The organism is Gillisia sp. Hel1_33_143 (genome assembly GCF_900104765.1).
In the GTDB taxonomy this organism is placed as follows: Bacteria; Bacteroidota; Bacteroidia; order Flavobacteriales; family Flavobacteriaceae; genus Gillisia.
The window spans coordinates 694,743-717,107 of the sequence record NZ_LT629737.1 but is presented as its reverse complement, the minus strand read 5'-3'; the positions used below and the strand labels follow the sequence as shown (position 1 = coordinate 717,107).

The 22,365-nt window shown below is 34.1% G+C and carries 22 protein-coding genes; 11 read left to right on the top strand and 11 right to left on the bottom strand.

Annotated features, from left to right (window positions below):
* Positions 1-16 precede the first annotated feature (16 nt).
* The 4 genes from BLT84_RS03225 to BLT84_RS03210 all read right to left on the bottom strand — a co-directional run bounded on the left by BLT84_RS03225 (position 17) and on the right by BLT84_RS03210 (position 4,681).
* Positions 17-217 (bottom strand): hypothetical protein, encoded by a 201-nt coding sequence (locus BLT84_RS03225; protein WP_091262856.1) that lies wholly within the window; start codon positions 215-217, stop codon positions 17-19.
* A gap of 224 nt (positions 218-441) precedes the next feature.
* Positions 442-1,854, bottom strand: coding sequence for a hypothetical protein (locus tag BLT84_RS03220; RefSeq protein ID WP_091262854.1), 1,413 nt, complete (start codon positions 1,852-1,854; stop codon positions 442-444).
* Between the two features lie 168 nt (positions 1,855-2,022).
* Positions 2,023-2,478 (bottom strand): GNAT family N-acetyltransferase, encoded by a 456-nt coding sequence (locus BLT84_RS03215; protein ID WP_091262851.1) that lies wholly within the window; start codon positions 2,476-2,478, stop codon positions 2,023-2,025.
* A gap of 166 nt (positions 2,479-2,644) precedes the next feature.
* Positions 2,645-4,681 (bottom strand): ATP-dependent helicase, encoded by a 2,037-nt coding sequence (locus BLT84_RS03210; protein WP_091262849.1) that lies wholly within the window; start codon positions 4,679-4,681, stop codon positions 2,645-2,647.
* A gap of 80 nt (positions 4,682-4,761) precedes the next feature.
* Between BLT84_RS03210 and BLT84_RS03205 the strand changes: the two genes are divergently transcribed.
* The 8 genes from BLT84_RS03205 (at position 4,762) to BLT84_RS03170 (ending at position 10,772) form a co-directional block, all read left to right on the top strand.
* Positions 4,762-6,069, top strand: a complete 1,308-nt coding sequence (locus tag BLT84_RS03205) for a GIY-YIG nuclease family protein (RefSeq protein WP_091262847.1) — start codon at positions 4,762-4,764, stop codon at positions 6,067-6,069.
* A gap of 203 nt (positions 6,070-6,272) precedes the next feature.
* On the top strand, positions 6,273-6,575 hold the full coding sequence (locus tag BLT84_RS03200) for a DUF983 domain-containing protein (RefSeq protein WP_231556145.1): 303 nt from the start codon (positions 6,273-6,275) through the stop codon (positions 6,573-6,575).
* Positions 6,576-6,702: 127 nt separating this feature from the next.
* The gene (locus BLT84_RS03195) at positions 6,703-7,077 is read left to right on the top strand and encodes a rhodanese-like domain-containing protein (RefSeq protein ID WP_091262844.1); all 375 of its coding nucleotides are present in this window, start codon (positions 6,703-6,705) and stop codon (positions 7,075-7,077) included.
* Positions 7,078-7,122: 45 nt separating this feature from the next.
* Positions 7,123-7,581, top strand: coding sequence for a c-type cytochrome (locus tag BLT84_RS03190; protein WP_091262842.1), 459 nt, complete (start codon positions 7,123-7,125; stop codon positions 7,579-7,581).
* A 24-nt stretch (positions 7,582-7,605) separates the two neighbouring features.
* Positions 7,606-8,304 carry an aspartate/glutamate racemase family protein gene (locus BLT84_RS03185; protein ID WP_091262839.1) on the top strand — a complete coding sequence of 233 codons (699 nt, stop codon included), beginning with the start codon at positions 7,606-7,608 and terminating at the stop codon, positions 8,302-8,304.
* Positions 8,305-8,475: 171 nt separating this feature from the next.
* On the top strand, positions 8,476-9,783 hold the full coding sequence (locus BLT84_RS03180; protein ID WP_091262837.1) for an FAD/NAD(P)-binding oxidoreductase: 1,308 nt from the start codon (positions 8,476-8,478) through the stop codon (positions 9,781-9,783).
* A 71-nt stretch (positions 9,784-9,854) separates the two neighbouring features.
* Positions 9,855-10,058: a DUF2892 domain-containing protein gene (locus BLT84_RS03175; RefSeq protein WP_034887556.1), complete on the top strand. Its 204-nt coding sequence runs from the start codon at positions 9,855-9,857 to the stop codon at positions 10,056-10,058.
* A 108-nt stretch (positions 10,059-10,166) separates the two neighbouring features.
* Positions 10,167-10,772, top strand: coding sequence for a class I SAM-dependent methyltransferase (locus BLT84_RS03170; protein ID WP_034887558.1), 606 nt, complete (start codon positions 10,167-10,169; stop codon positions 10,770-10,772).
* A 60-nt stretch (positions 10,773-10,832) separates the two neighbouring features.
* Here BLT84_RS03170 and BLT84_RS03165 read toward each other — a convergent pair whose 3' ends face one another.
* Both BLT84_RS03165 and BLT84_RS03160 read right to left on the bottom strand, forming a co-directional pair.
* A complete protein-coding gene (locus BLT84_RS03165; RefSeq protein ID WP_091262835.1) occupies positions 10,833-12,938 on the bottom strand; it encodes a TonB-dependent receptor domain-containing protein in 2,106 nt (701 codons plus the stop codon).
* A gap of 82 nt (positions 12,939-13,020) precedes the next feature.
* Entirely contained in the window at positions 13,021-13,335 is a 315-nt protein-coding gene (locus BLT84_RS03160; RefSeq protein WP_157717895.1) for a hypothetical protein, read from the bottom strand.
* 287 nt (positions 13,336-13,622) lie between these two features.
* On the opposite strand from BLT84_RS03160, the gene BLT84_RS03155 reads away from it, so the two are divergent.
* Together BLT84_RS03155 and cydB are read left to right on the top strand one after the other, a co-directional pair.
* Positions 13,623-15,017 (top strand): cytochrome ubiquinol oxidase subunit I, encoded by a 1,395-nt coding sequence (locus tag BLT84_RS03155; RefSeq protein WP_091262832.1) that lies wholly within the window; start codon positions 13,623-13,625, stop codon positions 15,015-15,017.
* A gap of 4 nt (positions 15,018-15,021) precedes the next feature.
* Positions 15,022-16,059: a cytochrome d ubiquinol oxidase subunit II gene (gene cydB, locus BLT84_RS03150; RefSeq protein ID WP_034887564.1), complete on the top strand. Its 1,038-nt coding sequence runs from the start codon at positions 15,022-15,024 to the stop codon at positions 16,057-16,059.
* A 124-nt stretch (positions 16,060-16,183) separates the two neighbouring features.
* On the opposite strand, the gene BLT84_RS03145 is transcribed toward cydB, so the two are convergent.
* From BLT84_RS03145 to BLT84_RS03140, 4 genes are all read right to left on the bottom strand, one after another.
* Entirely contained in the window at positions 16,184-17,992 is a 1,809-nt protein-coding gene (locus BLT84_RS03145; RefSeq protein WP_091262829.1) for an FAD/NAD(P)-binding protein, read from the bottom strand.
* Positions 17,993-18,314: 322 nt separating this feature from the next.
* Positions 18,315-18,464, bottom strand: coding sequence for a hypothetical protein (locus tag BLT84_RS16135; protein ID WP_172822436.1), 150 nt, complete (start codon positions 18,462-18,464; stop codon positions 18,315-18,317).
* 170 nt (positions 18,465-18,634) lie between these two features.
* Positions 18,635-18,760 carry a hypothetical protein gene (locus BLT84_RS16300; RefSeq protein ID WP_262489650.1) on the bottom strand — a complete coding sequence of 42 codons (126 nt, stop codon included), beginning with the start codon at positions 18,758-18,760 and terminating at the stop codon, positions 18,635-18,637.
* A gap of 265 nt (positions 18,761-19,025) precedes the next feature.
* Entirely contained in the window at positions 19,026-20,594 is a 1,569-nt protein-coding gene (locus BLT84_RS03140; protein WP_091262828.1) for a GMC oxidoreductase, read from the bottom strand.
* A 254-nt stretch (positions 20,595-20,848) separates the two neighbouring features.
* Here BLT84_RS03140 and BLT84_RS03135 point away from each other — a divergent pair, with 254 nt between their 5' ends.
* Positions 20,849-21,880: an AI-2E family transporter gene (locus BLT84_RS03135; protein ID WP_091262826.1), complete on the top strand. Its 1,032-nt coding sequence runs from the start codon at positions 20,849-20,851 to the stop codon at positions 21,878-21,880.
* A gap of 78 nt (positions 21,881-21,958) precedes the next feature.
* On the opposite strand, the gene BLT84_RS03130 is transcribed toward BLT84_RS03135, so the two are convergent.
* On the bottom strand, positions 21,959-22,351 hold the full coding sequence (locus BLT84_RS03130) for a hypothetical protein (protein WP_091262824.1): 393 nt from the start codon (positions 22,349-22,351) through the stop codon (positions 21,959-21,961).
* Positions 22,352-22,365: the final 14 nt, after the last annotated feature.

The following is a 22,365-nucleotide window of genomic DNA, read 5'->3' as shown; positions in this document are numbered from 1 at the left end:
TTCTAGAAAAGTTCGTTTAGCTACCTTGCCGTTTTTGAGCAGCAGTGTTTTTAGTTCTAATGATAATTCCCAAGATCATTAAACCTAAAGATACACCAACAAGGCATCCATTTGCAATATCAGAAAGTGGATAATACTGAGATAGAATTTGCGAACCCGCCATGATGAATAAGCCTGTAGCTAATAGAATGGAAGCTTTTTTATTGGATATATTCATATGTAGACTGTTATTGGCCTTCTAAAGGTAATATGTTATAATGATATTCATACCTCAAACTACTTATATTTAGCAGCAACTATCAGCCTAGTTTAATACAGAAATAATTTAAAGTAACTAAGTATTATAAATTTAACCTAGGAATTGCTCTTATGGAAATGCTTTTATAAAAACAAAAAACCCATCAAAATTCGATGAGTTTTTTGTTTTTAATAACTCTTAGATTATGAAAGTTCTGCTTCAAAATATTTAAGTTTTTCAATAGCTGGTTTTTTACTGCTTTCTATTCTATTTACAAGAGCTTGAAGTTTCTTATTATCTTCAGATATATTTGCCACTAGGTCACTAAAGCCATCCAATCTATTATCATGCAACCACATTTTTAGATTTTCATCTTCTTTCCAAAGTTCTTCATTCACCAAAGTACCTAACAACATTCTTAGCCAATCTGTATCGCTGCTTGGGAGTTCAATTACCTTGCATAGTTCGTTCTTCAGTTTTTCATCCTTATCTGAAGTTTCAATATGTGCAATCATTGCAGCGCTAAATACAATTTGTATCCCTCTAATGATCTGTAATGTTATAGTATCTTTAGAAAACACCGGTTTAGATTTAGCATGGCTAAGTGCATTGGCAGAACAATCTACACATACAAAATGTTCTTTTACAGGAATAGAGCCTTCTATAAAGCTAATATTGTCTTTGCTTACATGCTTTACTCGGCCTTTACGTACTACGTTCTTAATTCTTCTAAGTTGCTCTAGTTCTAATTTACTAATGGTAGCACCCCTAAACATTTGCGGCTTCACATTTTGATCTATTCTAATTAATACTCCAGATTTCTCAAGTTTTTCAAAAAGCTCAGAAATTGAATCTGCTTCTTCTAAAGCTTCAAATTGTAAAGCTAGATATTGCAAATAATCTTCTAGATATTCTTCAGAAGGTTGTAGATTTTTTCGGTCTATAAGCCATGCATCTCTAGAAACTATCCAGGTAATTTTATCTGGATTTACGTTATGTTCTAAAAGCCATAAACAAGCATCAATCCCGGTTTTTCCACCGCCAATAATTACAAATTCTGATGGAGCCTCCGTAAGTTTTGGTAAACCATTAATTGGAATAAAATTTACACTGGCATCTACCGTATAATTTGGCGGATGACTGGCTGGCACCTTAGTTTTCATATAGGTGGCATCTACTGTTTTTTTATGAACCTTTACCTCATGCATTTCATTAGTAAGAAGAGAGTTAAATTTTCCATCTCCCTTATACTCACACATTGGAAAGAATTTTACTCTTCCGCTAGGCAAGTACTTATAGTTCATAATATCATCATAATAAGCATTAATTGCAGCTCCAGATGCCAAGTGCTTCAATCCTTTATTAAAGCCTATTTCATCTTTTCCATTCTCTCCCAATTCTGTAGAACTCACACCATAATAAGTAGATGGTTGATGAAGCCTTACAAATGGATAAGCTAGATTCCAATGCCCTCCCGGTTTGTGATGTTTATCTACCATGATAATATTCGCATTGGTCTCTTCCAATATGATATCTGCAAATGCCATCCCAACAGCTCCAGCGCCTATAATTAAATAGTCTGTTTCAAGAATTTCTTCATTTTTGGCCTCTTTCATTTATGCTTAACTTGTTTTTAGTAGATTAGTTTATGGTAAGAAATTTAATAAGGTCAGTTTCATCTTAATAGCCTTATTTTACTCTGAAACCGATAATCTTGCAAGTTAATTATTTTATATAAAAGAGTAGGGTAAATGGAGTTTTCTATTGATGAGATGATTACCTGTTTACTCAAGGTCTTTTATAAAATGGACTAATTCAACCTTTTCTGAATATCCAAGTTTTTCATGGAAATTTCTAGAAACTGTTGCAGGTAGCCAAGTATCAGATCCTATTTGGCTACAACCTTTTTCTTTGCACCACTTTTCTCCAAGAGCTACCAATTCTTTTGCAACTCCCAACTTTCTGTATTCAAATTCTAAATAAATACCTTCCAGGTAACCTGTAGGTAAATCTTTTGCGCCTTCAACGTAATCTGTTCTAATAGAAAAGAATGAAAATCCAACCAATTCACCTGTAGAAGATGTAGCGATGAAAATTCTTTTAGTCTCAGTTGCTATTGCTTTTCTTAAGCGCGCTTCTAGATCTTCTTTTTCTAAGCCTTTCCAAAGTTTCATGCTCATCCCCAAAATCGATTTAAGATCTTTAAGTTTTGCAGAGGTATACCTTATCTTTTCTTTCATAAGTTATAATATCAAATAGCTGAATTAACCTATAGGTCGATAAAATTTTGCTGATTATTGTATATTTTTCTGAAGGTAATACCTTAGTAAGAATTTCCAAAAGGTTAAAAAAAATCGATTTGATCTAAAAGCTTTTTATAAGTAACTTCAAATTAAGACCTACATTTTATGAAAAATCCATTCCTTCAGAAAGATCTATTCTATTAGGGGTTAAAATATCTCTTGGTTTGACAATGCTAAACGGATTTACTACTTGCTCTATCAGCGTATTTGGTAATTTCTCCAGGAAATATTTTGAAGTAGCATCAGAACTTTCAGAATTATTAACGGTGTTGATGGAATTGGTGTCACGCGTGATAAAAAGTTCATTTTTAGCTCTAGTTAATGCCACGTATAAAACTCGTCTATCTTCTTCTATGCTTTCTTCGCTATGTAAATTCCAGGCACTTGGATATACTTTAGGGGAAACATTCAGCACATAACAAACATCAGATTCTAAACCCTTAGCAGAATGCACGGTAGAAATGATCACGTGATCTTTAATCTCGCTATCATTTAGTTGAGAACCTTCCAAAACCGGCTCTCCATTTAACTGTTTTGCGTTTTCAAGAATTCCTTCAGAAATTAACTGACCGATAGTGGAGTAATTATCTCCTAACATTTCGAGCACAGGAAAGTCAGATTTTCGCTTTTCCTCCCAATCTTTTCGGTATTTAAAAGCCAAAGGCATTTCCATTTTAGAATAGGTTTCTTTGATAGCTCTCTTTACATTTCCGGAATTTATAAAAATAGTGTTGTAAATATCTCCAATCTTTTCTCCATCTGCTCCGCCAATAACATCTTCCAAATTCTGCGCACATTCCAGCGGATCTTTAAATTCTAAAATTTTAGAGATATATTTTCCCGCTCTAATTTCTCCGATTCCGTCCCAAAAAGTAAGAAAACGCATCCATCCAATTTCATCATACACATTATTAACTACTCTCAGAGCAGAAATTACATCTTTAATGTGAGCAGCTTCCATGAATTTTCTACCACCATAGGTTACATAAGGAATCTTCTTCTGAATAAACACCGCTTGCAAAGGCTTGGTGTAATAAGTAGATTTTGAAAGTATTAAATGATCTATAAAGCTCTTGTTGTTTTCTGAAAAGTTCTCAAGGATATTTTCTGCTATAAAATTAGCTTCTTCCCATTGGCTTGCAACATTGATCAATTTCGGTTTTAGGCCTTCGCCTCTTGTAGCAACCAATTTCTTCTTATAATCTAAACTCGATTCATCTAACAGCCAATTCGACAGATCTAATATTTCCTGTGTAGATCTATAATTTTTGTCAAGGATCAAGATCTCAGAGTCCGGCACACGTTCTTTGAATAAATGCACGTTTTTAAAATCGGCTCCTCTAAAAGAATAGATAGACTGCGCATCATCTCCCACACAGTAAAATTTTGCAATTTCTAAGAATGGTTCTAACAAATACCATTGCAGCGGATTGGTATCTTGAAATTCATCAATTAATAAATGCTTTACCTGGTGAGAAAGAATGGTTCTCGCTTCTTCATCATTTCGCAATCTGTTGGCAACAATTAGTAAAAGATCGTCATAATCTAAATAGCGACCTTCTCCTTTTTTTTCTTGGTAAGCTTTCAGTAGAACAGCAACTTTAGGCCTTATGATATCTATTTCATCATTGGTTTCTTCATCCACCTTCCCTTTATATATCTTTTCCCGAATAGAATTGGTAAGATTTTGCCGCGTATTTCTTCCGAAAGAATATATATCGATTAACTGCTGAGGTTTTATGCGGATCCCTTTATACTCAATAACTTGATCTCCACACACCATTTTCATTACACTTAACTGATCGTCTGGATCTATCACCGTATAATTAGACGCGCCGAACAAATTGGGATAGCGCACAATTAGTTGGTTGCACCAAGAGTGAAACGTAGACCCATTCAAACTTTGCGCCTGATTATTAGATAGTGAAGATTTTACCCGCTCTACAATTTCGTTCGCAGATCTTTTTGTAAACGTTAAGATTTGGATTTTTTCAGGAGGTGTACCTTGTTCTATGAGATAAGCAGCTCTTCCCACAATACATCTGGTTTTACCCGTTCCCGCGCCGGCAAGAACTAACAAATGCTTCCCGCTAAATTCTACCGCCTTCTTCTGCTGTTCGTTAAGAATATGATTCTCCAATTTCTTTTTTTGTAAAGATAATAATTATTAGGCAATTAGGATTATTTCCAAAATGCGGAATATTTCCTATTTTTGACCCGATGATATTTATCTATATTCAATATATAAAACTGGGTGTAAAGACAAAAGTTCCTTTTAGAATGGTTCTTTTTTCTGAAGATCTGCATCACGATTTTAAAGTTTTTAATATAAGGCCGGAGGTTTCTATTCCTAAGAAAGTGTATGCTCTAAATGCAATTGATAGACTGGAAGTATTAGCAAGTGAGCCTTTTTGCAATGCTGCCGATGAGTTGATTGATCTTTTTAGAGATCAGCAACTAGTTTTTAGTGAAAAAGAACAGTTCAATTTGCTAAAGGCTCAATTTAGAAATATTGGCTATAATTTTAATTTGAAGCCTACAATCTTATGGTTTTCAGATAAAAAAGGGAATAGCACACTAGAGCAGCTCACCGATTTGATATCTAAGCGATATCAGCCAAAATCTTTAGAATTTGCTAAAGCTATTGTAGCGGAAATGGCTAATTATAAAGATCAAAAAGGGCAGCAATTAGAAGTTTATAAAGAGGTGCATCTAGATCATAAAGCCCATGATCTTTCAAAATATAATAATGCTGCTGGAGTCTACTTTTTTCTGAATGCAGCGGAGGAGGTGATCTATGTAGGGAAGACCAAAAATATAAGAAAACGCCTGCAAAGTCATTTTTCGAATACTGCCAAACAAACCAATATAGATTATTCTCATGTACACGATATAGATGTGATCTATACCGGTAATGATACGATTGCGCAATTGGTAGAGACCGAAAACATCAAAAATCTACAACCTCTTTACAACTCGCAGCAGATCACAGATCCCGATCCTTTTATTATTACATTAAGCACTACCGCCAAAGGAATCTCGAAGATCAAGATCACCCGTAAAGAATTTGATGACAGTTTACCCGAAAAATATTTCAATCGAAATTCTGTAATAGAATCTCTAAAAGATTTCTGTATTGAGAATAGTTTGTGCAGAAAGCATTGTTCGCTCGAAACGGTGAAAGGGCCTTGTAGCAATGTTACAAAAAGAGGGATTCCCTGTGTTTGTTCTGATGGAGAATCTATACAAGATTATAACAGAAGATTTCAGATCGCTTTTGATGAATTCCGAAGAAAAGCCACTAAAAAGATTTATAGACTAAAAGGTAGAAATAGTTCTGAAGATGCCTTTATCTATGAGCATAACGGAATTTATGAAGGCTATGGTTATATTGAAAAAGCTATGGACATTTCAAATTATAATGATATTTTAGGGCATCTGGTTAAACAAAAGAATAATTACGATACTACCAGGATTGTAAGTTCTATTACAAAAAAGATCAATGATCGAGATATTTTAGAATTGTAGGGTTCATAAATATTTAAATTCAGAACTCAGGGACTTTCAAAATTTATGTAACATTAGTTACTTGTATTTATTTTCTTAAGTTTTACTTTGTAAAAAATTAATTTGTCATGAAAAGATCCATATTATATAGCATTTTATTTCTCAAATGTCCCCGTTGTAGACAAGGTGAGTTTTTAGAAGCAAATCCTTATAAAATTTCCAATATGAATAAGGTGAAAGAGCATTGTCCAAAATGCGATCTAAAATATTCTATGGAGCCGGCATTTTATACTGGTGCCATGTATGTTTCCTATGCGGTGGGTGTGGCAGTTGCAGTAGCAGTTTATGTGTTGTCTTTAATTTTTAGACTCGACTTTGGTCCTACAGAAATTCTGGTAAGTATTATTATTGCCTTAGTTATTACCATGCCCTACATTGGAGCGGTTTCAAAATCTATATGGGCGCACTTCTTCTTTAAGTACAATGCGGAAATAGCTGAAAAGGTTAGCAAAAGTGCTAGTGCCTAAATAATATCAATTCCTTATAATTTTTAAAAAAGTGGCGAAATAACGTCGCTTTTTTTATTGAGGGTAACAAAAGTTGCATGACAAGATCATTATGATGATTAGATTTACCAATAGAGATATATAACAAATGAAAAAGATACTATTGATTATGGCGTTTTTAAGCACATTATTTGCTGCAAAAGCTCAGGAATTAACTAATATAAACATCCTAACTGTTTCAGAATTTAACCAGCAAACATTGAATAATGATGTTCAGTTAATAGATGTTAGAACTGAGAAGGAATTTAATGAAGGTGCAATTGAAGGTGCACGTAATATGGACTTTCTTCAACAAGAAAGTTTTATCAAGCAAATTGAAAAATTGGACAAAAATAGGCCGGTATATCTTTATTGTCGTTCCGGGAATCGTAGTCATCAAGCAGCAGAGCAATTAAAGAATATGGGTTTCGATACTGTATATGATCTAGAAGGAGGTTACTCGCTGTGGTCTGCAAAGAAGTAGCTTTAAAGAACGTATAGTTCTCATTTTCACTATAAAATCCTAACCATGAAGTTTATCGCGATCTTTATAATGATATTACTGTTGTCTACGGGTTGCAAGCAAAAATCTGATGCAGCGTATACTTCTGAAATCATTCCCTCCAATACTACAGCTTTAAATGGAAAACTTTTGATGGAACAGAAATGCTATGTATGTCATAGTCCATCTAAATCCATGCAAGATAGATTAGCCCCACCAATGATCGCGGTTAAGAAGCATTATATAACCGAGGGTATCACTAACAAAGAATTTGCTTTAGAGCTATGGAAGTGGGTGGAAAATCCATCCAAAGAAAACTCTAAAATGAAAGGTGCTATAAACAGGTTTGGGATCATGCCTAAACAGTCTTTTGAAAAGGAAGAGATAACTGCCATCGCTTATTATTTATATGGTAATGAAATAGAACAACCCGAATGGATCGAGGAGCATATGGGTAAAATGAGAGGGAGAAAAAGAATGAATTAATGAACAACTATAATAATTAACAATATGAAATTATTAGGGCTCATAGGTGGAACTTCTTATCATTCTACAATGGTATATTATAGAATGATTAATGAAATGGTTGGCAAAGTGATAGGTTCTCAAGCAAATCCGCCGCTGTTAATATATAGTTTGAACATTGAATTAATGCGGGCTCAAGATATTGATAAAATCAATCTCGAATATTTAAATATAGCTAAGAAGCTAGAATCTGCGGGAGCAAAAGCTATTGTTATATGTGCTAATACTCCTCATATGGCTTATGATTTTGTTCAGCCTAAGATCAGTATTCCAATTCTCCATATTGCAGATGCTATAGGAATAGAAGCAGAAAGATTAGGCCTTAAAACTTTGGGCTTATTAGGAAATAAACCTACCATGACAAAAGGATTTATTTCCTCTACATTAAAGAAGAGATATAATATAGAAACGATCATCCCAGAACCTATCAGAATACAAGAAGCTCACAATTTTGTTTCCAATGAGTTAACACAAGGAATCTTTTCTGAAACTGCTAAAGGCTTTTTTACAAATCAAATGAAATTGCTTAAAAAGCGTGGTGCAGAAGGAATAATTTTAGGATGTACAGAATTACCTATCTTATTTGAAAATACTCATTTTAAGTTGCCTCTTTTAGCCACTACAGATCTTCATGCACAAATGGCTACAGATTTTATTTTAGGCTCCTATGAGCCTAATTTATAGAGGTTTAAGATTTTGAATTAATTGTATTTGTAGTTACAATAGTAGCTATGAGATAGCCATAAATAACTACACTTTTCATATGATGAATTTGCTGAATTATAACTAGTGTAACATAAGTTACATTGTAAAATATAGTTATAACCTATATTTAAATAATAAAATCTAAACATTATGTCAAATCATTATCAAATTCTGATTATTGGTGGAGGTACTGCTGGAATTATGACTGCTGCACAACTTTTAAAGCAGAAAATATCTTCCAGTATAGCTATAATTGAACCTGCCTCCACACATTATTATCAACCTGCCTGGACCTTAGTAGGTGCTGGCACTTATGATTATGATAAGACAGGAAGACCAATGGCTAAAGTTATCCCTAAAGGAGCGAAGTGGATCAAGGATAAGGCTGCAGCTTTTGAAGCCGATAAAAATACAGTGGTAACAGCACAAAACGGTTCTATTACTTATGATTTTTTGGTGGTGGCTCCAGGTCTTGCCTATGATTTTAGTTTAGTACCAGGGCTAGGCGAAGCAATGGATAAAGGTGTAGTTTGTAGCAATTATACAGACCCAAAACATACTTGGGATGTTGTAAAGAATTTTAAGGGTGGTACGGCCTTGTTTACACAGCCTGCAACTCCCATTAAATGTGGAGGTGCACCACAAAAGATAATGTACTTGGCAGAAAGCTATTTCAAAAAGAGCGGAGTTCGTTCTAAAACAGATGTTGTTTTTGCTACCGCAGGAACTGTGATCTTTGGAGTAAAAGAGATAGCAGAAACTCTTATGAAAGTAGTTGATAGGAAAGATATTAACCTACGTTTTAATCATAAGCTTGTAGAAGTAGATTCGCAAAATCAAATTGCCTGGTATGAGCTTACCAAAGCTGTAAAAATTGGTGGATGTGTTGTAATGTCTAATGAAGACGATGAAAATTCTTTAGATGAAACTTTTGAGTACAATTACAAGGATGTGAAAGTAACAGTTAAAGATGGTAGATATGGAATTCATTATGATATGCTCCATACTGCGCCTCCTTCTGTAGCGCCTAAATTTGTACAAGAATCTAATCTAGTTAATAATGCAGGATGGTTAGATGTAGATCATGAAACCATGCAGCATCTTAAGTATCCAAATATTTTTGGATTAGGCGATGTAGCGGCGCTTCCAACGGCTAAAACCGGGGCGGCTATAAGAAAACAAGTTCCTATTGTTGTAGATAATTTACATTTATTAATAGAATCTAACCATATTGGAACCATGGCTTATAATGGGTACTCTTCATGTCCTTTAGTTACAGATTACGGGAAAATGGTTTTAGCTGAATTTGATTATAAGAATCAATTTCTTCCAGATCCAAAGCTAAAAAATTTATTGATCTTTGATAGTTCTAAAGAGCACTGGCGTTTGTGGATGTTAAAAAAATACGGACTACCTTATCTGTATTGGAATAAGATGTTGAAGGGAGAAGATGTATAACAACCGTTAGAATTGCTCTTGAAACAGTTTAGCTGTCTGAAGACTTTTAGAAAACTTCAAAAACTACTATTATGAAAAAAAATATGGGAATAATAGATCGCATAAGTCGTGTTATTATTGCAGTGATTGTTGGAGTTTTGGTCTGGCAGGGATCTATTGAAAGTCCATGGTCTTATATTGCAATAATTGTTGCGGGAGTATTTCTATTAACGAGCTTAGTAAGCTTTTGCCCTTTATATAAATTGATTAATATAAATACCTGTCCAACAAAATAGAATTTCAGTTCTAATTAATAAGATTAATATACTTCTGATGATTTTTGGTGGTATTCGTATTGAATAATAGGAGTTTTGAAAACACTTTCTTTTTAATACGTAGAAATAATGAATGACCAGGTTACGGATTTTTGGAATGACCGCTACAAGACTTCAAAATATGCTTATGGCATTTTTCCAAATCAATTTTTTAAAGAACAGTTAGAGGGAATTAAACCTTCTACAATTTTACTGCCAGCAGAAGGGGAAGGGCGTAATGCTGTTTATGCAGCATCCTTAGGTTGGGAGGTTACTGCTTTTGATATAAGTTCTAGTGGTAGAGAAAAGGCCATGCAGTTAGCTAAACAAATGGAGGTCTCTATTAATTATGAAATAAGTGATGTACTAGATTTTGAAACTAATGGTTACTATGATGCAATTGGTTTGAGCTATGCACATTTACCTTCTGAAATACGGAAGGAGGCATATCAACATTTGCTGCAATTTTTAAACATTGGTGGCATCGTGATCTTTGAAGCTTTTGCAAAATCGCAATTAGGAAAATCTTCCGGTGGCCCAAAAAATTTAGAAATGTTATTTTCTATAGAGGAGATTAAAGCTGAATTCCCTCAACTTGAATTTAAAATTTTAAAAGAAGAATCTATAGAACTCTCTGAAGGTGATTATCATCAGGGAAAAGCGGAAGTGATTCGTTTTGTAGGAGTGAAAAAATAGAATATATTATAATAATAAAAGTAAAAATTAAGCCCTTCATTTCTGAAGGGCTTAATTTTTTTAAAAGCCATATTTAATGAAAGCAGAGAAATTACGCCCCGGATCATTAATAGGCACTCTTCCAAAATCTGCCTGATTCGCAAAAGAGAAATTCAAATGGTTATTATAAGTAGCATCAAAAACATTTAAAACTGCCAACCCAAGTTGTAAATTTTTAATTGGTTTTAAACCAAATCTTACATCTAAGGTTTCATAACCAGCGGTTTCTTGCTCTCTAAAACTTGAAGAAATTTCATCTTGCTTAGAGACAACCTGGTAATCTAAATTCGCCCAGAATTTGCTTCTTTCAAATCCAACACCCAATCTCGTAGTTAATGGAGGCGTTAAAGGTAAGGACTCATCTAGATCTTTGTTTTTAGTATAAACATAAGAAACTGCCGTCTTAAAGTTAAAATATTGAGCGAAATCTATCGCTGCTTCTGCTTCGAAACCAGTCTTGTATGCCTTATCCAGATTAATAAAACGTTTTACCTCCTGTGGTAACGCAGTAGGCATAAATTTTCTATTCAGCGAAGGATCTACAACAGGTACGATGTAATTTTCATAAAGAGAATAATACCCAGAGATGCTATAACGCAACGCTTCAATTCCATTCTCAAAATTCTCTACACCTCGTAAGCCTAGCTCGAATTGATTATTTACTTCTGCCTTTAGAAAAGGGTTACCAAAATACTCAAATGGATCCTGACCCACCGTAAAATGATTGATGTAGCGTTCTATCATATTAGCAGAGCGTACACCACGGCCATACGCAAGTTCTACAGCTGCATTTTCTGAAAGTGCATGTTTCATGGAAACCGTTGCAGAGATATTGTGCTCATCACGTTGCTCTAAGTTTGGATAAAATTCCTGGAAATCTGCTTCAGGATCTCTAATGTCTGATAATACAAGATCATAACGTATTCCTGCCGTGAGCATAGTTTTATCTGATAATGCATATTTGCTTTCAGCAAAAAGTCCAAGGTCATTCACATAAGAATCTTGCCAAATTTTGTCTTGAAACTCTACAGGTTGAGGTAATAGATCTCCCATCATATTGCGTTTTACAAGACGTGTTCTTCCTCCATCTCTAGCAATTAATAAAGCATCCAATCCACCGTAAAGAATCCAATTTTCAGTAGGTTTCATCTTCAATTCAAATTTCCCACCAGCGGTGGAAGCATCTATTGTAGAGAGGGCTTCAGTCATCATAGATGAAGGCCTTCTATTATTAGACATTATGTGATCTACATAAGAATAATACACTTTAGCATTCATCTCCTTTATAAAGCCTGTCAAATTTGAAATTTTATAGTCTAAAGATAAAATTGAACTATTGTCCTCATCGGTATCCATAGGTAAACCCGCATGTAAAACATCACGGCCAAAAGATTGTCTCCAATTTAATTGTAACCGTTGATTCTCCTCTATATTATAACCTAAACGTAATCCATAATCTAAACTTCTAAAAGCTGAAGGGATTTCTGTCCCATCACCGTCCTCATAATTACCAAAATCGCGATATCCTGCATTTACCTTTACATCATAAGTGTCACTAACCTGTTGTAAAACAAGAGAAGAAACTAATGCATTGCCGTTAGTTTCATACCCCGAACTTAGGCTGCCATGAAAACCAGTAGTTAAGGTGTTTGGTTCTTGGGTTACAAGATTAACAATTCCTCCAAAGGTTGCTCCAAAACGTACAGTGTATGGTCCTTTAATTACCTCTATACGTTCTATTTCTTCAGGAATTACGTGTGTTGTGATGGGATCCATTCGGTTAGGACATGCATTCATTACTTTTGTCCCTCCATCAAATTGTATATTTAATTGTTCATATTGCGATGCTCTAAACGATGGATCAATGGCATAGTTACCGCGTTTAATGAGTGAAAAACCATTAAGATCACTAAATAGATCTGCTACATTCTTAGGTTGAACCACTTTTTTAGGCAAATCTATCTTTTGCATACTTAGCACTGGATTTAACAATCCTTTTCCTATAAGAATTACTGTATTCAGTTCTATAGGATCTCGTGTAGAATCTTGTTCTTTTTTATAGGTCTCTTGTGCTTTAAGAGACATGGGTAATAGTGCGCATAGAAGCGCTATTTTAATAAATTTCATTAGATATTATTCAAAATTAATAGCATATTGACTGAGAGCAGGTATTTTTAATACAAGCTCTAGGGTATTTTTTACTATTTAATTAGGAATATCTAGGAGGATGAAATATTGAAATCGTATATGAATTTGTATCAACCTCATGATAATAAAAATTAGCTTCTTTCAATTTTAGAGGTGAATGTAAGATTTCGAAGATATTAGTGGCTTGATAATATAGTAATTCCTGTCTCTCTATCTTTGGAATGTTACTCTTACTATCGCTGGAAGAATCATCAGAAATTTTAGTAAGAAAACATTTCCCATTACATTCTAGTGCGGGTTTATCTTTGTTCTCACATAACTGCTCTATAAAACTTTCAATATTTAGCTTATACCAGCCATAAGTAATTGTAAGCATCAGGCTATTGCTAAATAGAATAAGAGATACTATGTAAGTAAAAGCAAGCCTCATTCTGCAAAAATATCAATTACATTTAGCTTAAAAGGTGACTATTGTTACCTAGAGTAAAAGATTTATCTGAATTTTCCATCAGCCTTGGGATATAGTTATTGGTGATGCGGCGTTACTTCAAATTACCTTTAATATTTGGTGCTATAATCTTCTTTTTTTTAGTTTGATGTAACTAAAGTGACATAAAAATCTTGAAAATTCTACCTACCTTTATTATTCCAAATAGTACATAAATGGACACTGAAATCCTCGCTCGAATACAATTCGCATTTACCATTTCCTTTCATTATATCTATCCTCCGCTAAGTATTGGTTTAGGTTTAATCATGGTTATCATGGAAAGTCTATGGATTAGAACTAAAAATGAAAAATATCATATTCTTGCTAAATTCTGGACCAAGATTTTCGCCTTAACATTTGGGATAGGAGTAGTTACAGGAATTGTAATGGAATTTGAATTTGGTACCAATTGGGCAACCTATTCTAGATACGTTGGAGATATTTTTGGAAGCGCCCTTGCTGCAGAAGGAATCTTTGCATTTGCCTTAGAAAGTGGTTTTCTGGGAATATTACTTTTTGGTTGGAATCGTGTAAAACCATGGGTTCACCTGGTCTCAACTATAGGAGTATTTCTTGGCTCTATGTTCTCTGCGGTGTGGATAGTAGTAGCAAATAGCTGGCAGCAAACTCCGGCAGGTTATCATATAGTAGGGGAAGGTATGAACGCCCGAGCCGAAATAACAGATTTTTGGGCAATGGTATTTAACCCCTCTAGTGTGGATAGATTAACTCATACATGGTTTGCAGCATTTCTTGCAGGAGCTTTTCTAGTTTTGAGTGTTCATGCTTATTATTTATTAAAAGGAAGATATGTGGAGATTTCAAAAATGGCATTTAAAATTGCCTTAGGAGTCGCAACAGTGTTCTCTTTACTGCAATTGGTTACAGGTCATAGCTCTGCAAATGGAGTTGCAGAAAATCAACCAGCTAAACTCGCAGCATTAGAAGGACATTATGAGGCAAGCGCGCCCGCAGATATGTATCTCTTTGGATGGGTGGATAATGAGAGTCAAGAAGTTACAGGCTTAAAGATTCCCGGAGGACTGTCATTTTTAATAGATCAGGATTTTGATGCTCCGGTTATAGGTTTAAATGCATTTCCTGAAGAAGATAGACCTGGCCAAGTAAATGCGGTCTTTCAGTTTTATCATATAATGATTGCTATAGGAATGTTCTTTATTGCACTCACATTATATGCCTCTTTTTTATGGTGGAGAGGAAAGTTATTTGAAAAAAGGTGGGTCTTGAAGATCTTTGTTTTTTCTGTAATACTTGCTCAGATCGGGAATCAAGTAGGGTGGTTTGCTGCAGAAATGGGAAGGCAACCCTGGGTTGTATATGGCCATCTAAGAACTTCTGAAGCTTTTTCTCAAGCTGTAACAGCAAATCAGATCGTATTTTCATTAATTCTATTCTTATTAGTTTACTCTTTGTTATTGTTCTTATTTCTATACCTCTTAAATAAAAAAATAAAACATGGTCCCTATGATGAAAATGATGATGATATGGGAGAAAGAAAGCTTACCAGAGAAATTACAGATGAAGTTGCTAAATCAATAAACGCTTAGAATTATGGAAACATTTTTAGGAATAGATTATCCAACTCTTTGGTTCTTGGTAGTAGGTGGCTTATTTTCTGGCTATGCAATTTTAGACGGATTTGATTTTGGTGCAGGTGCCTGGCATTTATTTTTTAAAAAGGAACATAGTAGACGCATAGCGCTTAATGCCGTAGGTCCTGTTTGGGATGGGAATGAAGTTTGGTTGGTTATTGGCGGGGGTGCTTTATTTGCCGGTTTTCCAGTTATGTATGGTACTTTCTTCTCGGGTATGTATATTCCATTCATGCTATTTTTAATGTTTATTATATTTAGAGCGATCTCTATAGAATTTAGAAGTAAGGAGGAAATGTTATGGTGGCGCAAAATGTGGGATATTGCTTATAGTGTAAGCAGTATTATGTTGGCTTTTCTTCTTGGAGTAGTTTTAGGTAATGTGTTACAGGGAATTCCGATAGGTCCAGATCAGGAATATGATGGAAGTCCTTTTTTAGGATTTTTAAATCCGTATGCTATAATCACGGGCTTTACTACACTATTCCTGTTTATGTCTCACGGTGCAATTTATCTCCTTCTAAAAACCGAAGGAAAACTTTTTGATAAGCTTGAAGGATTGCTAAAAAAAGGAATCATTCTATTTATTGTATTCTTTGTTATAACATCTTTGTACACTCTTATTTATATTCCTCATCTAAGCGACGATTTTAAAGCAAATCCTATCTTATTTATAATTCCCGTTCTTACATTTTTAAGTATTGCAAACATCCCAAGACTAGCGAGTAAGAGAAGATTCAAAATTGCTTTTTTCTTTTCAGCCTTAACTATTTCTTTAATGATGGTGCTGGTAGCAATAGAACTTTATCCCACTCTTTTATATTCTACCATAGACCCTGCTAATAGTATTACAATATATAACGCTGCCTCTTCAGATAAATCCTTGGGAATTAGTCTAACCATGGTTTTAATTGGTACTCCTCTTGTTTTAGGGTATACCTATTTTGTTTACAAGACCTTTGCTGGAAAAGTAAGATTAGATGATCATAGTTATTAATACTCTTAGTTAACCAGTATTTAAAGTGATCTGATCATTCTTAAAATTGAAACTTAATCTGAAGCTCTAATGTTGAAATAGACTTGCAGCACTTTTCACCTTAATTATAAATCAGGTAAGATGATTAAATATCATTTTCGGTGTAAAGACTTGTAATTTTCTCTATCTCAACATTAATTTCAGATCTTTCTGAAATAGCAGATAGCCACACTTCGGTTAGGATCTTACTGGTTGCACTACAAGCTTGCAGTCCATAAGAATAAGGTCTGCATCCGGAAGTATGTGTAAAACTTATATCGAAGATATTGTTATTTGGAGTTCCATCCTCGTCTATCAATCTATAGGCTGCATCTACATCTATACCTCCTGTATAAAGACTGAGTTTATCTTGATCTGTAAAGATCAGTTCTCTATTTACGCTTTCAGGAAGTTCATTACTAGTTTTTACTTTCTCAAACTGTGCTCTCGCTTTTCTCACTTTTCCACCTTTAATAAGTGAGGTAAAGGGAAATTGTTCTAGATCAATATTTTTTTGTCCGGCACAGTTCACAAACATTTTATAGTCTAATGGAATCTTTGTGCCATCTTCTTGTTCAACTTTAATATGAGTGCGGTTCTTATTTACAGCGTCCTCCATTACTTCAACTTTACCTGTAACTAGCTCTATGCAGTCTGCATCATAGAGTGCCAGAAGAATATCTGCAGAAGATAAGGGTAGTGCTGCAATTACATTCATTAAGAATGACATCACTTCATTGCGAAAAAATAAGTGATCTTCTGCAGGTAACAATTCAGCATGAAAATTTAAGCAATACATAAGATCATCTAAAGTTTCCTTCCAATAAATAGGCTTGTTGTTCTTGATAGAATTGCGGGCTTCTATTCGTTCTTTTCTCATACCTTCAAAAGAATCTGAATACTCATGCTCTAAAGACATCAGTTCTACAAATTCTTTAAAGTTGATACGTTCCTCTTTCAGCTTGCTTGCCATCTCAAATTTTTGATCTCTTTCAAAGGCTTTAATCAATGCGTTTCTACAAACCTTATCGAAAAAAGTATGTATCCGAAGAAATCCGTCTTTATCTATGAGTGATAGCATCTTTTCTTTCTTTACGTGCCTATATATCTCACGCATGGGAAATTCTTGTTCATATTGCAAATGTGGTAGCCACCCTCCAGAGGAGTGCATGCTTATTTTAAAACCTTTAGCTTCGGAATATAGCTTATAATTAAGCTCCCCGTTAATTTTGCTAAACCTACCGTGTCTGTGAGCTAGAGATGTTACTACATCAAATGCACTTAAAGAGGCTCCAAGAGTTCCTATAGTGAAGTTGTAAAAATTACCCGGAGAAGGCAATAATTTTTGAATAGGCCATGGAGATGAATAATATCCAATATCTAAGTTATCTCCCTCAGACCAATGGTGTCCGGTAGCGATGATTACCTTCTCAAATTCTCTTGTAGTTCCTTTGGAAGTCTTTATAATTACTTGTTCATTTACAGTTTCAATATCTATTACTTCCTCTTCTTTTAATTGATGCACTAGAATCCCACCCTCACAAAGTTTTTTGATAATGTTATTGTATTGGTCCTGAAAGTAAGCCCCTAAAGAGATCCTGCTATATACCTTAGTATCATCTATTGGCAGATTAACGATGTTCCATGATTTTAATAATGCTGTATCCTGCCCTCTCAGCCAATCCCCAAAACTTGTAGGAAGCTCTGGGATCTCTTCAGAAGAGATATTGGCAAGATTATAAATGTCTGTTGTTTCAGGGTTATAAGGCATTCCTATTCCCATAAGAGCTCCTTTTTCAAAGATGCTTATCTCATCTATAATAGTATTAAAAATTCTCAGATGTTCCGCAATATGATTAATAAAATAGAGTGCAGTAGCACCAGATCCTATAATAGCAATGTTGTTTTTATTCATGAGCTCTTTGTAATTGGTAATTAAAGATATCTCATTCTAATGTCTGCTTATAACTTGAAAATGATAATATTTAGAAGGGCTATTGCCTGTTGGAAGTATTGTGAAGTCCTTATTTTATTGAATGTTGCAGCTTATATGTCTAATTTTTAGATCTAATAATTGTTAAATATTGATCTCGTCTTTAATTAACGGTAGCTAAAAGATGCTGAAGAGGAAATAAAGCGAAGAATGCTTGGAAAAATATGGAATGGGAAGTAATAGTCTAAAAAAGAAAAAGGATATTTAGAAAATGTTGATTCTAAATATCCTTATATTAATGTTATCATGATTTTGAAGATAAATTGTCTCTTGGAGCTGTGTGTTCTTTTTTATCTTTTACCTGATGATTAATCTTTGCTCCTTGAGTTGCCTCATGATTAATAGCTTGCTCTTTCTTACTCGTTTTCTCTGGATTTGGATTTTGCTGACTCATAATTTTAAGTTTATGTTTTTGAATTTATCGCCCAGCTAGGAAATAGTAAATAGTACTTTTTTCAACAGCGGGATTTACTCAAATTGTTTTAATGTATTTATGCTAGTAATTACTTCAAATAGATCGTGTATGATTATTATATAATTACTGTTCGATCCTTAAAAAACAATTTATTTCTTGTCTTTATTTTTATCCTCATTTCTTTTTTCTTCAACACTTTTTGCGTCGTCTAAAATTCCTTCAGCATGTGGGATTGGGTGCTTTCCTTGTTGGTTTTCGTAATTAGGAGTTTTCATATTAATATTTTTTAATTAATTATAAATAAGGAGGAAATTTTCCTCTTAATATAAAATTACAGTATTAGAAGAAAATTATGTTTTTTGATAACAATCTTTAACATAAGTGTGTTAAAGAAACTAGCTATTATGTTTTGAGGATAGGAGTATTGAGTAAAATACTTTCTTAAATATAATTTTTTTGTTGTAACAGGATTTATTATCTACTAGAATTAAAGGTATTTAGCCTTTTTCAAAATTCTAGCTTACAAAATGAGAGTGTTAGTTAAAGAGTCTTTGCAGGAATTTGGTCCATAGCATGCTCTGCTATTGCTGTGATGGTTAGTGAAGGATTCACTCCTGGATTAGATGAGATCATGGCGCCATCTATTACAAACATATTCTTATAACCAAAAACCTTATTATGTTTATCTATAACACCTGTATCTATATTTTCTCCCATAACGGCACCCCCTAATATATGTGCAGTAGATGGTATACCTGCTAATGTTGCTAAAGCGAAGGATGTACTAACTCCATTTATTGCTTTGCGATACGCCTTTGCTAGTTGTATAGATTCCGGAATGAATGGAGTAGGAGCCTTCCCGGTACTTACCGTAGAATACATATGCCCAAAAATATTTCTTTTAAATTTTAGAGTGCTATCTAAAGTTTGCATAAAAAGTAGCACAACGGTATTCTTAGACCAACCGTTCACGAAATATATCTTAAAATAGTCTATAGGATTTTTAAAGAGTTTTACCAGCGTTTTGAAAATACGGGAAGCTACATTAGAACCGGTTACGTAAGGTAAATGTGCTAGCTTCCATGCGTCTGATCCTTCTCCGTACCTACAGATCTCTAGATGACTATTCTCATCTGTATTTAAAATACTTCCTATTGCCACACCTCTAGAATAATTCTTTTCCTTATTCAACCCAGATACACTTATTAATGTTTCATTGTTACTTCTTATATCTTCACCTACTTTATTAGATAGTAGCTGTAGCGATTTCTTTTTTAGTTTTAGCAGCAATTTCACAGTTCCAAGAACTCCTCCAGAAAAGATTACCCCCTTTGTGGTGATCTTTCTATTCTGATTCAGCCATTTAGTGCTACTTCTTGTTAAAACCTCATATCCTTCTGAACCATCTTTGGCATGGATCGATTGCACATCTATAACCTCATTTTCTGCTATGATCTCTGCTCCGTTTTTTTGAGCTAGATAAAGGTAATTCATATCTAAGGTGTTCTTTGCATTATATCTGCAGCCCGTCATGCATGCACCGCAAAAGGTACAACCAGACCTATCTGGCCCTTCGCCATTAAAGTAGGGGTCTTTTTGGGTAATATTTGGTTTTCCGAAGAATACTGCAACTCGCGTAGCTTCAAAATTTTCTTTGATATCTAGATCTTCTGCAACTTTTTGGAGCCCAAGATCGCCATCAAATAATTTTGGATTTTGTGCTGCACCTAACATTTTAAGTGCCTCCTGGTAAAAAGGTTTTAATGTATGTTCCCACGCTTCTAGATCTTTCCAGCTTCCAGAATTAAAGAACGCTGTTTTGGGAGTTGGTAAGGTATTGGCGTAAACCAAAGATCCACCGCCTACACCAGTACCAGAAATAATTGCAATATGTCTAAAGATTGATAGTTTCATAATACCGAAAAATTTTAATTTCGGCATCCAAAGCCATCTTCTAAAATTCCAATTGGTTTTAGGGAAATCTTTTGCTTTAAACCATTTTCCTTTTTCTATTACCAGAACCTTATAACCTTTTTCTGATAATCTAAGAGCACTTACAGAACCTCCAAAACCACTACCAACTATTACATAATCATATTCTGTATCCATGTTTTGTAGACTTCTTTAGTTAGATCGAGGCATCGTTCACTAATTTAATAAAATTTAGCTCCTCAAAAACTCTAAAATTTCCTTATCCTTATACAAAATTATTCGTTTTTAATTAAAGTGCTTTTGTGAATTTCAAGGAGAGCGCAATGCTTTTAGATTTAACAAAACACCTAGGAGTCTAGATTAAAAAAATCGGCTAAATTTACATTTAAGAATGAAGATCAAATTAAGTCTTCCATTTCAAAATTCATCATATGAGTAATTCTAAAATAAGTATTTCTGGCAGCTATCTAATTAAAGCAATACTTATATTTGGAAGCATCTCTGCAATACTTTACATAGGTTCCAGCCTTCTACTTCCTCTTTTTATAGCAGCTATTATTGCAGTTCTTTTAGATAAACCTGCCAAGAAAATGAAAAAGTGGGGAGTACCAAATTGGTTGGCTATAACACTCTCTGTAATTTTAATGCTAGTAATATTTTTTCTATTCACATGGCTAATAGGTTCTCAGATCAATACCATGGCTGGAGATTGGCCAACAATTAAAGAAAAGGCCACCGGTAAATTAAATGATCTTTCACAGTGGGCAAATCAGAATTTAAATTGGGATTATAAAGATTATATAGACAATAATAAGAGGCTAGTTCAAAAAATGGAAAGTGTTGCCGGAGTATTTCTATCTTCTATTATTAATCTTCTTTCACAATCTTTTGTAATCTTCATCTATATAGTTCTTCTATTAATGCAAAAGGTCATGTTTATCCGCTTTTTTAAAAAATTGACCTCTAATTCTGAAGCTATGGGATCTCTTCTTAGCAACTCATCAAAAATAATTACAAGTTATCTTTTCGGAAAAGGAAAAATCATGATTCTTTTATTTGGGATCTATTATTTAGGGTTTATTTTAGGTTCTGTTCCATATGCGCTGTTCTTAGCACTTTTTGCGTCTTTGTTTTCTATCATTCCATATGTTGGAAATATAATAGGAGGTGGTGTTGCAGTATTATTGTCATTTCTATATGCTGGTGCAACTCCTGCACTTATTGTGATAGCCGTAATTGCTGCTGCTCAATTATTAGAAAATTATATACTTACACCTTGGATTATTGGAGATGAAACGAATTTAAATCCATTTATCACCGTTTTTGGTGTTATTCTATTCTCTGCATTATGGGGAATTGTAGGTGCCATTATAGCCTTACCAATTATAGGTGTTCTCAAAGTAATTTTTGATCATACTAAGGGTATGGAGGCTTTTGCGTATCTAATTCAAAAAAAGGACTAATAGGGTTGCTATAGTTAAGAATTCTGATAATTTATAGATTTCCGAGAGCTACCCTAAGTTCTGAATTGTTCTTTTTTTCTATAATCTTTCAGAGGTTTTACCAATTAGAAATACTACAAAAGCCAAAATTCCTGAAATAATAAAACCGGTAATAACAGAAAAGTTTCTTGCGGTATCAGAACTTACCTTTTGCATAGCGATCTTTTGCTGAGGTGTAATTTCAGTCCCGCTAAAAAAATTATCCCCATTCAAATCAAATTCAAGCAAAGTGAGTTTCAACGAAATATCAGAATATGCGGCTGCACCAACTATTATTAAATAGAAACTAAAGAACACGGTTAAACCAATCCATAACCACTTGCGCTTTCCACTAAAGAACATGCTCTTTCTTTTGTAGGATATAGCAAGAAGGGCAAATACAGCAATAAGAGCAGGAATTATTAGATGGTATGGTAGATCTATTCTGTTCATACTTTATGCGTTCT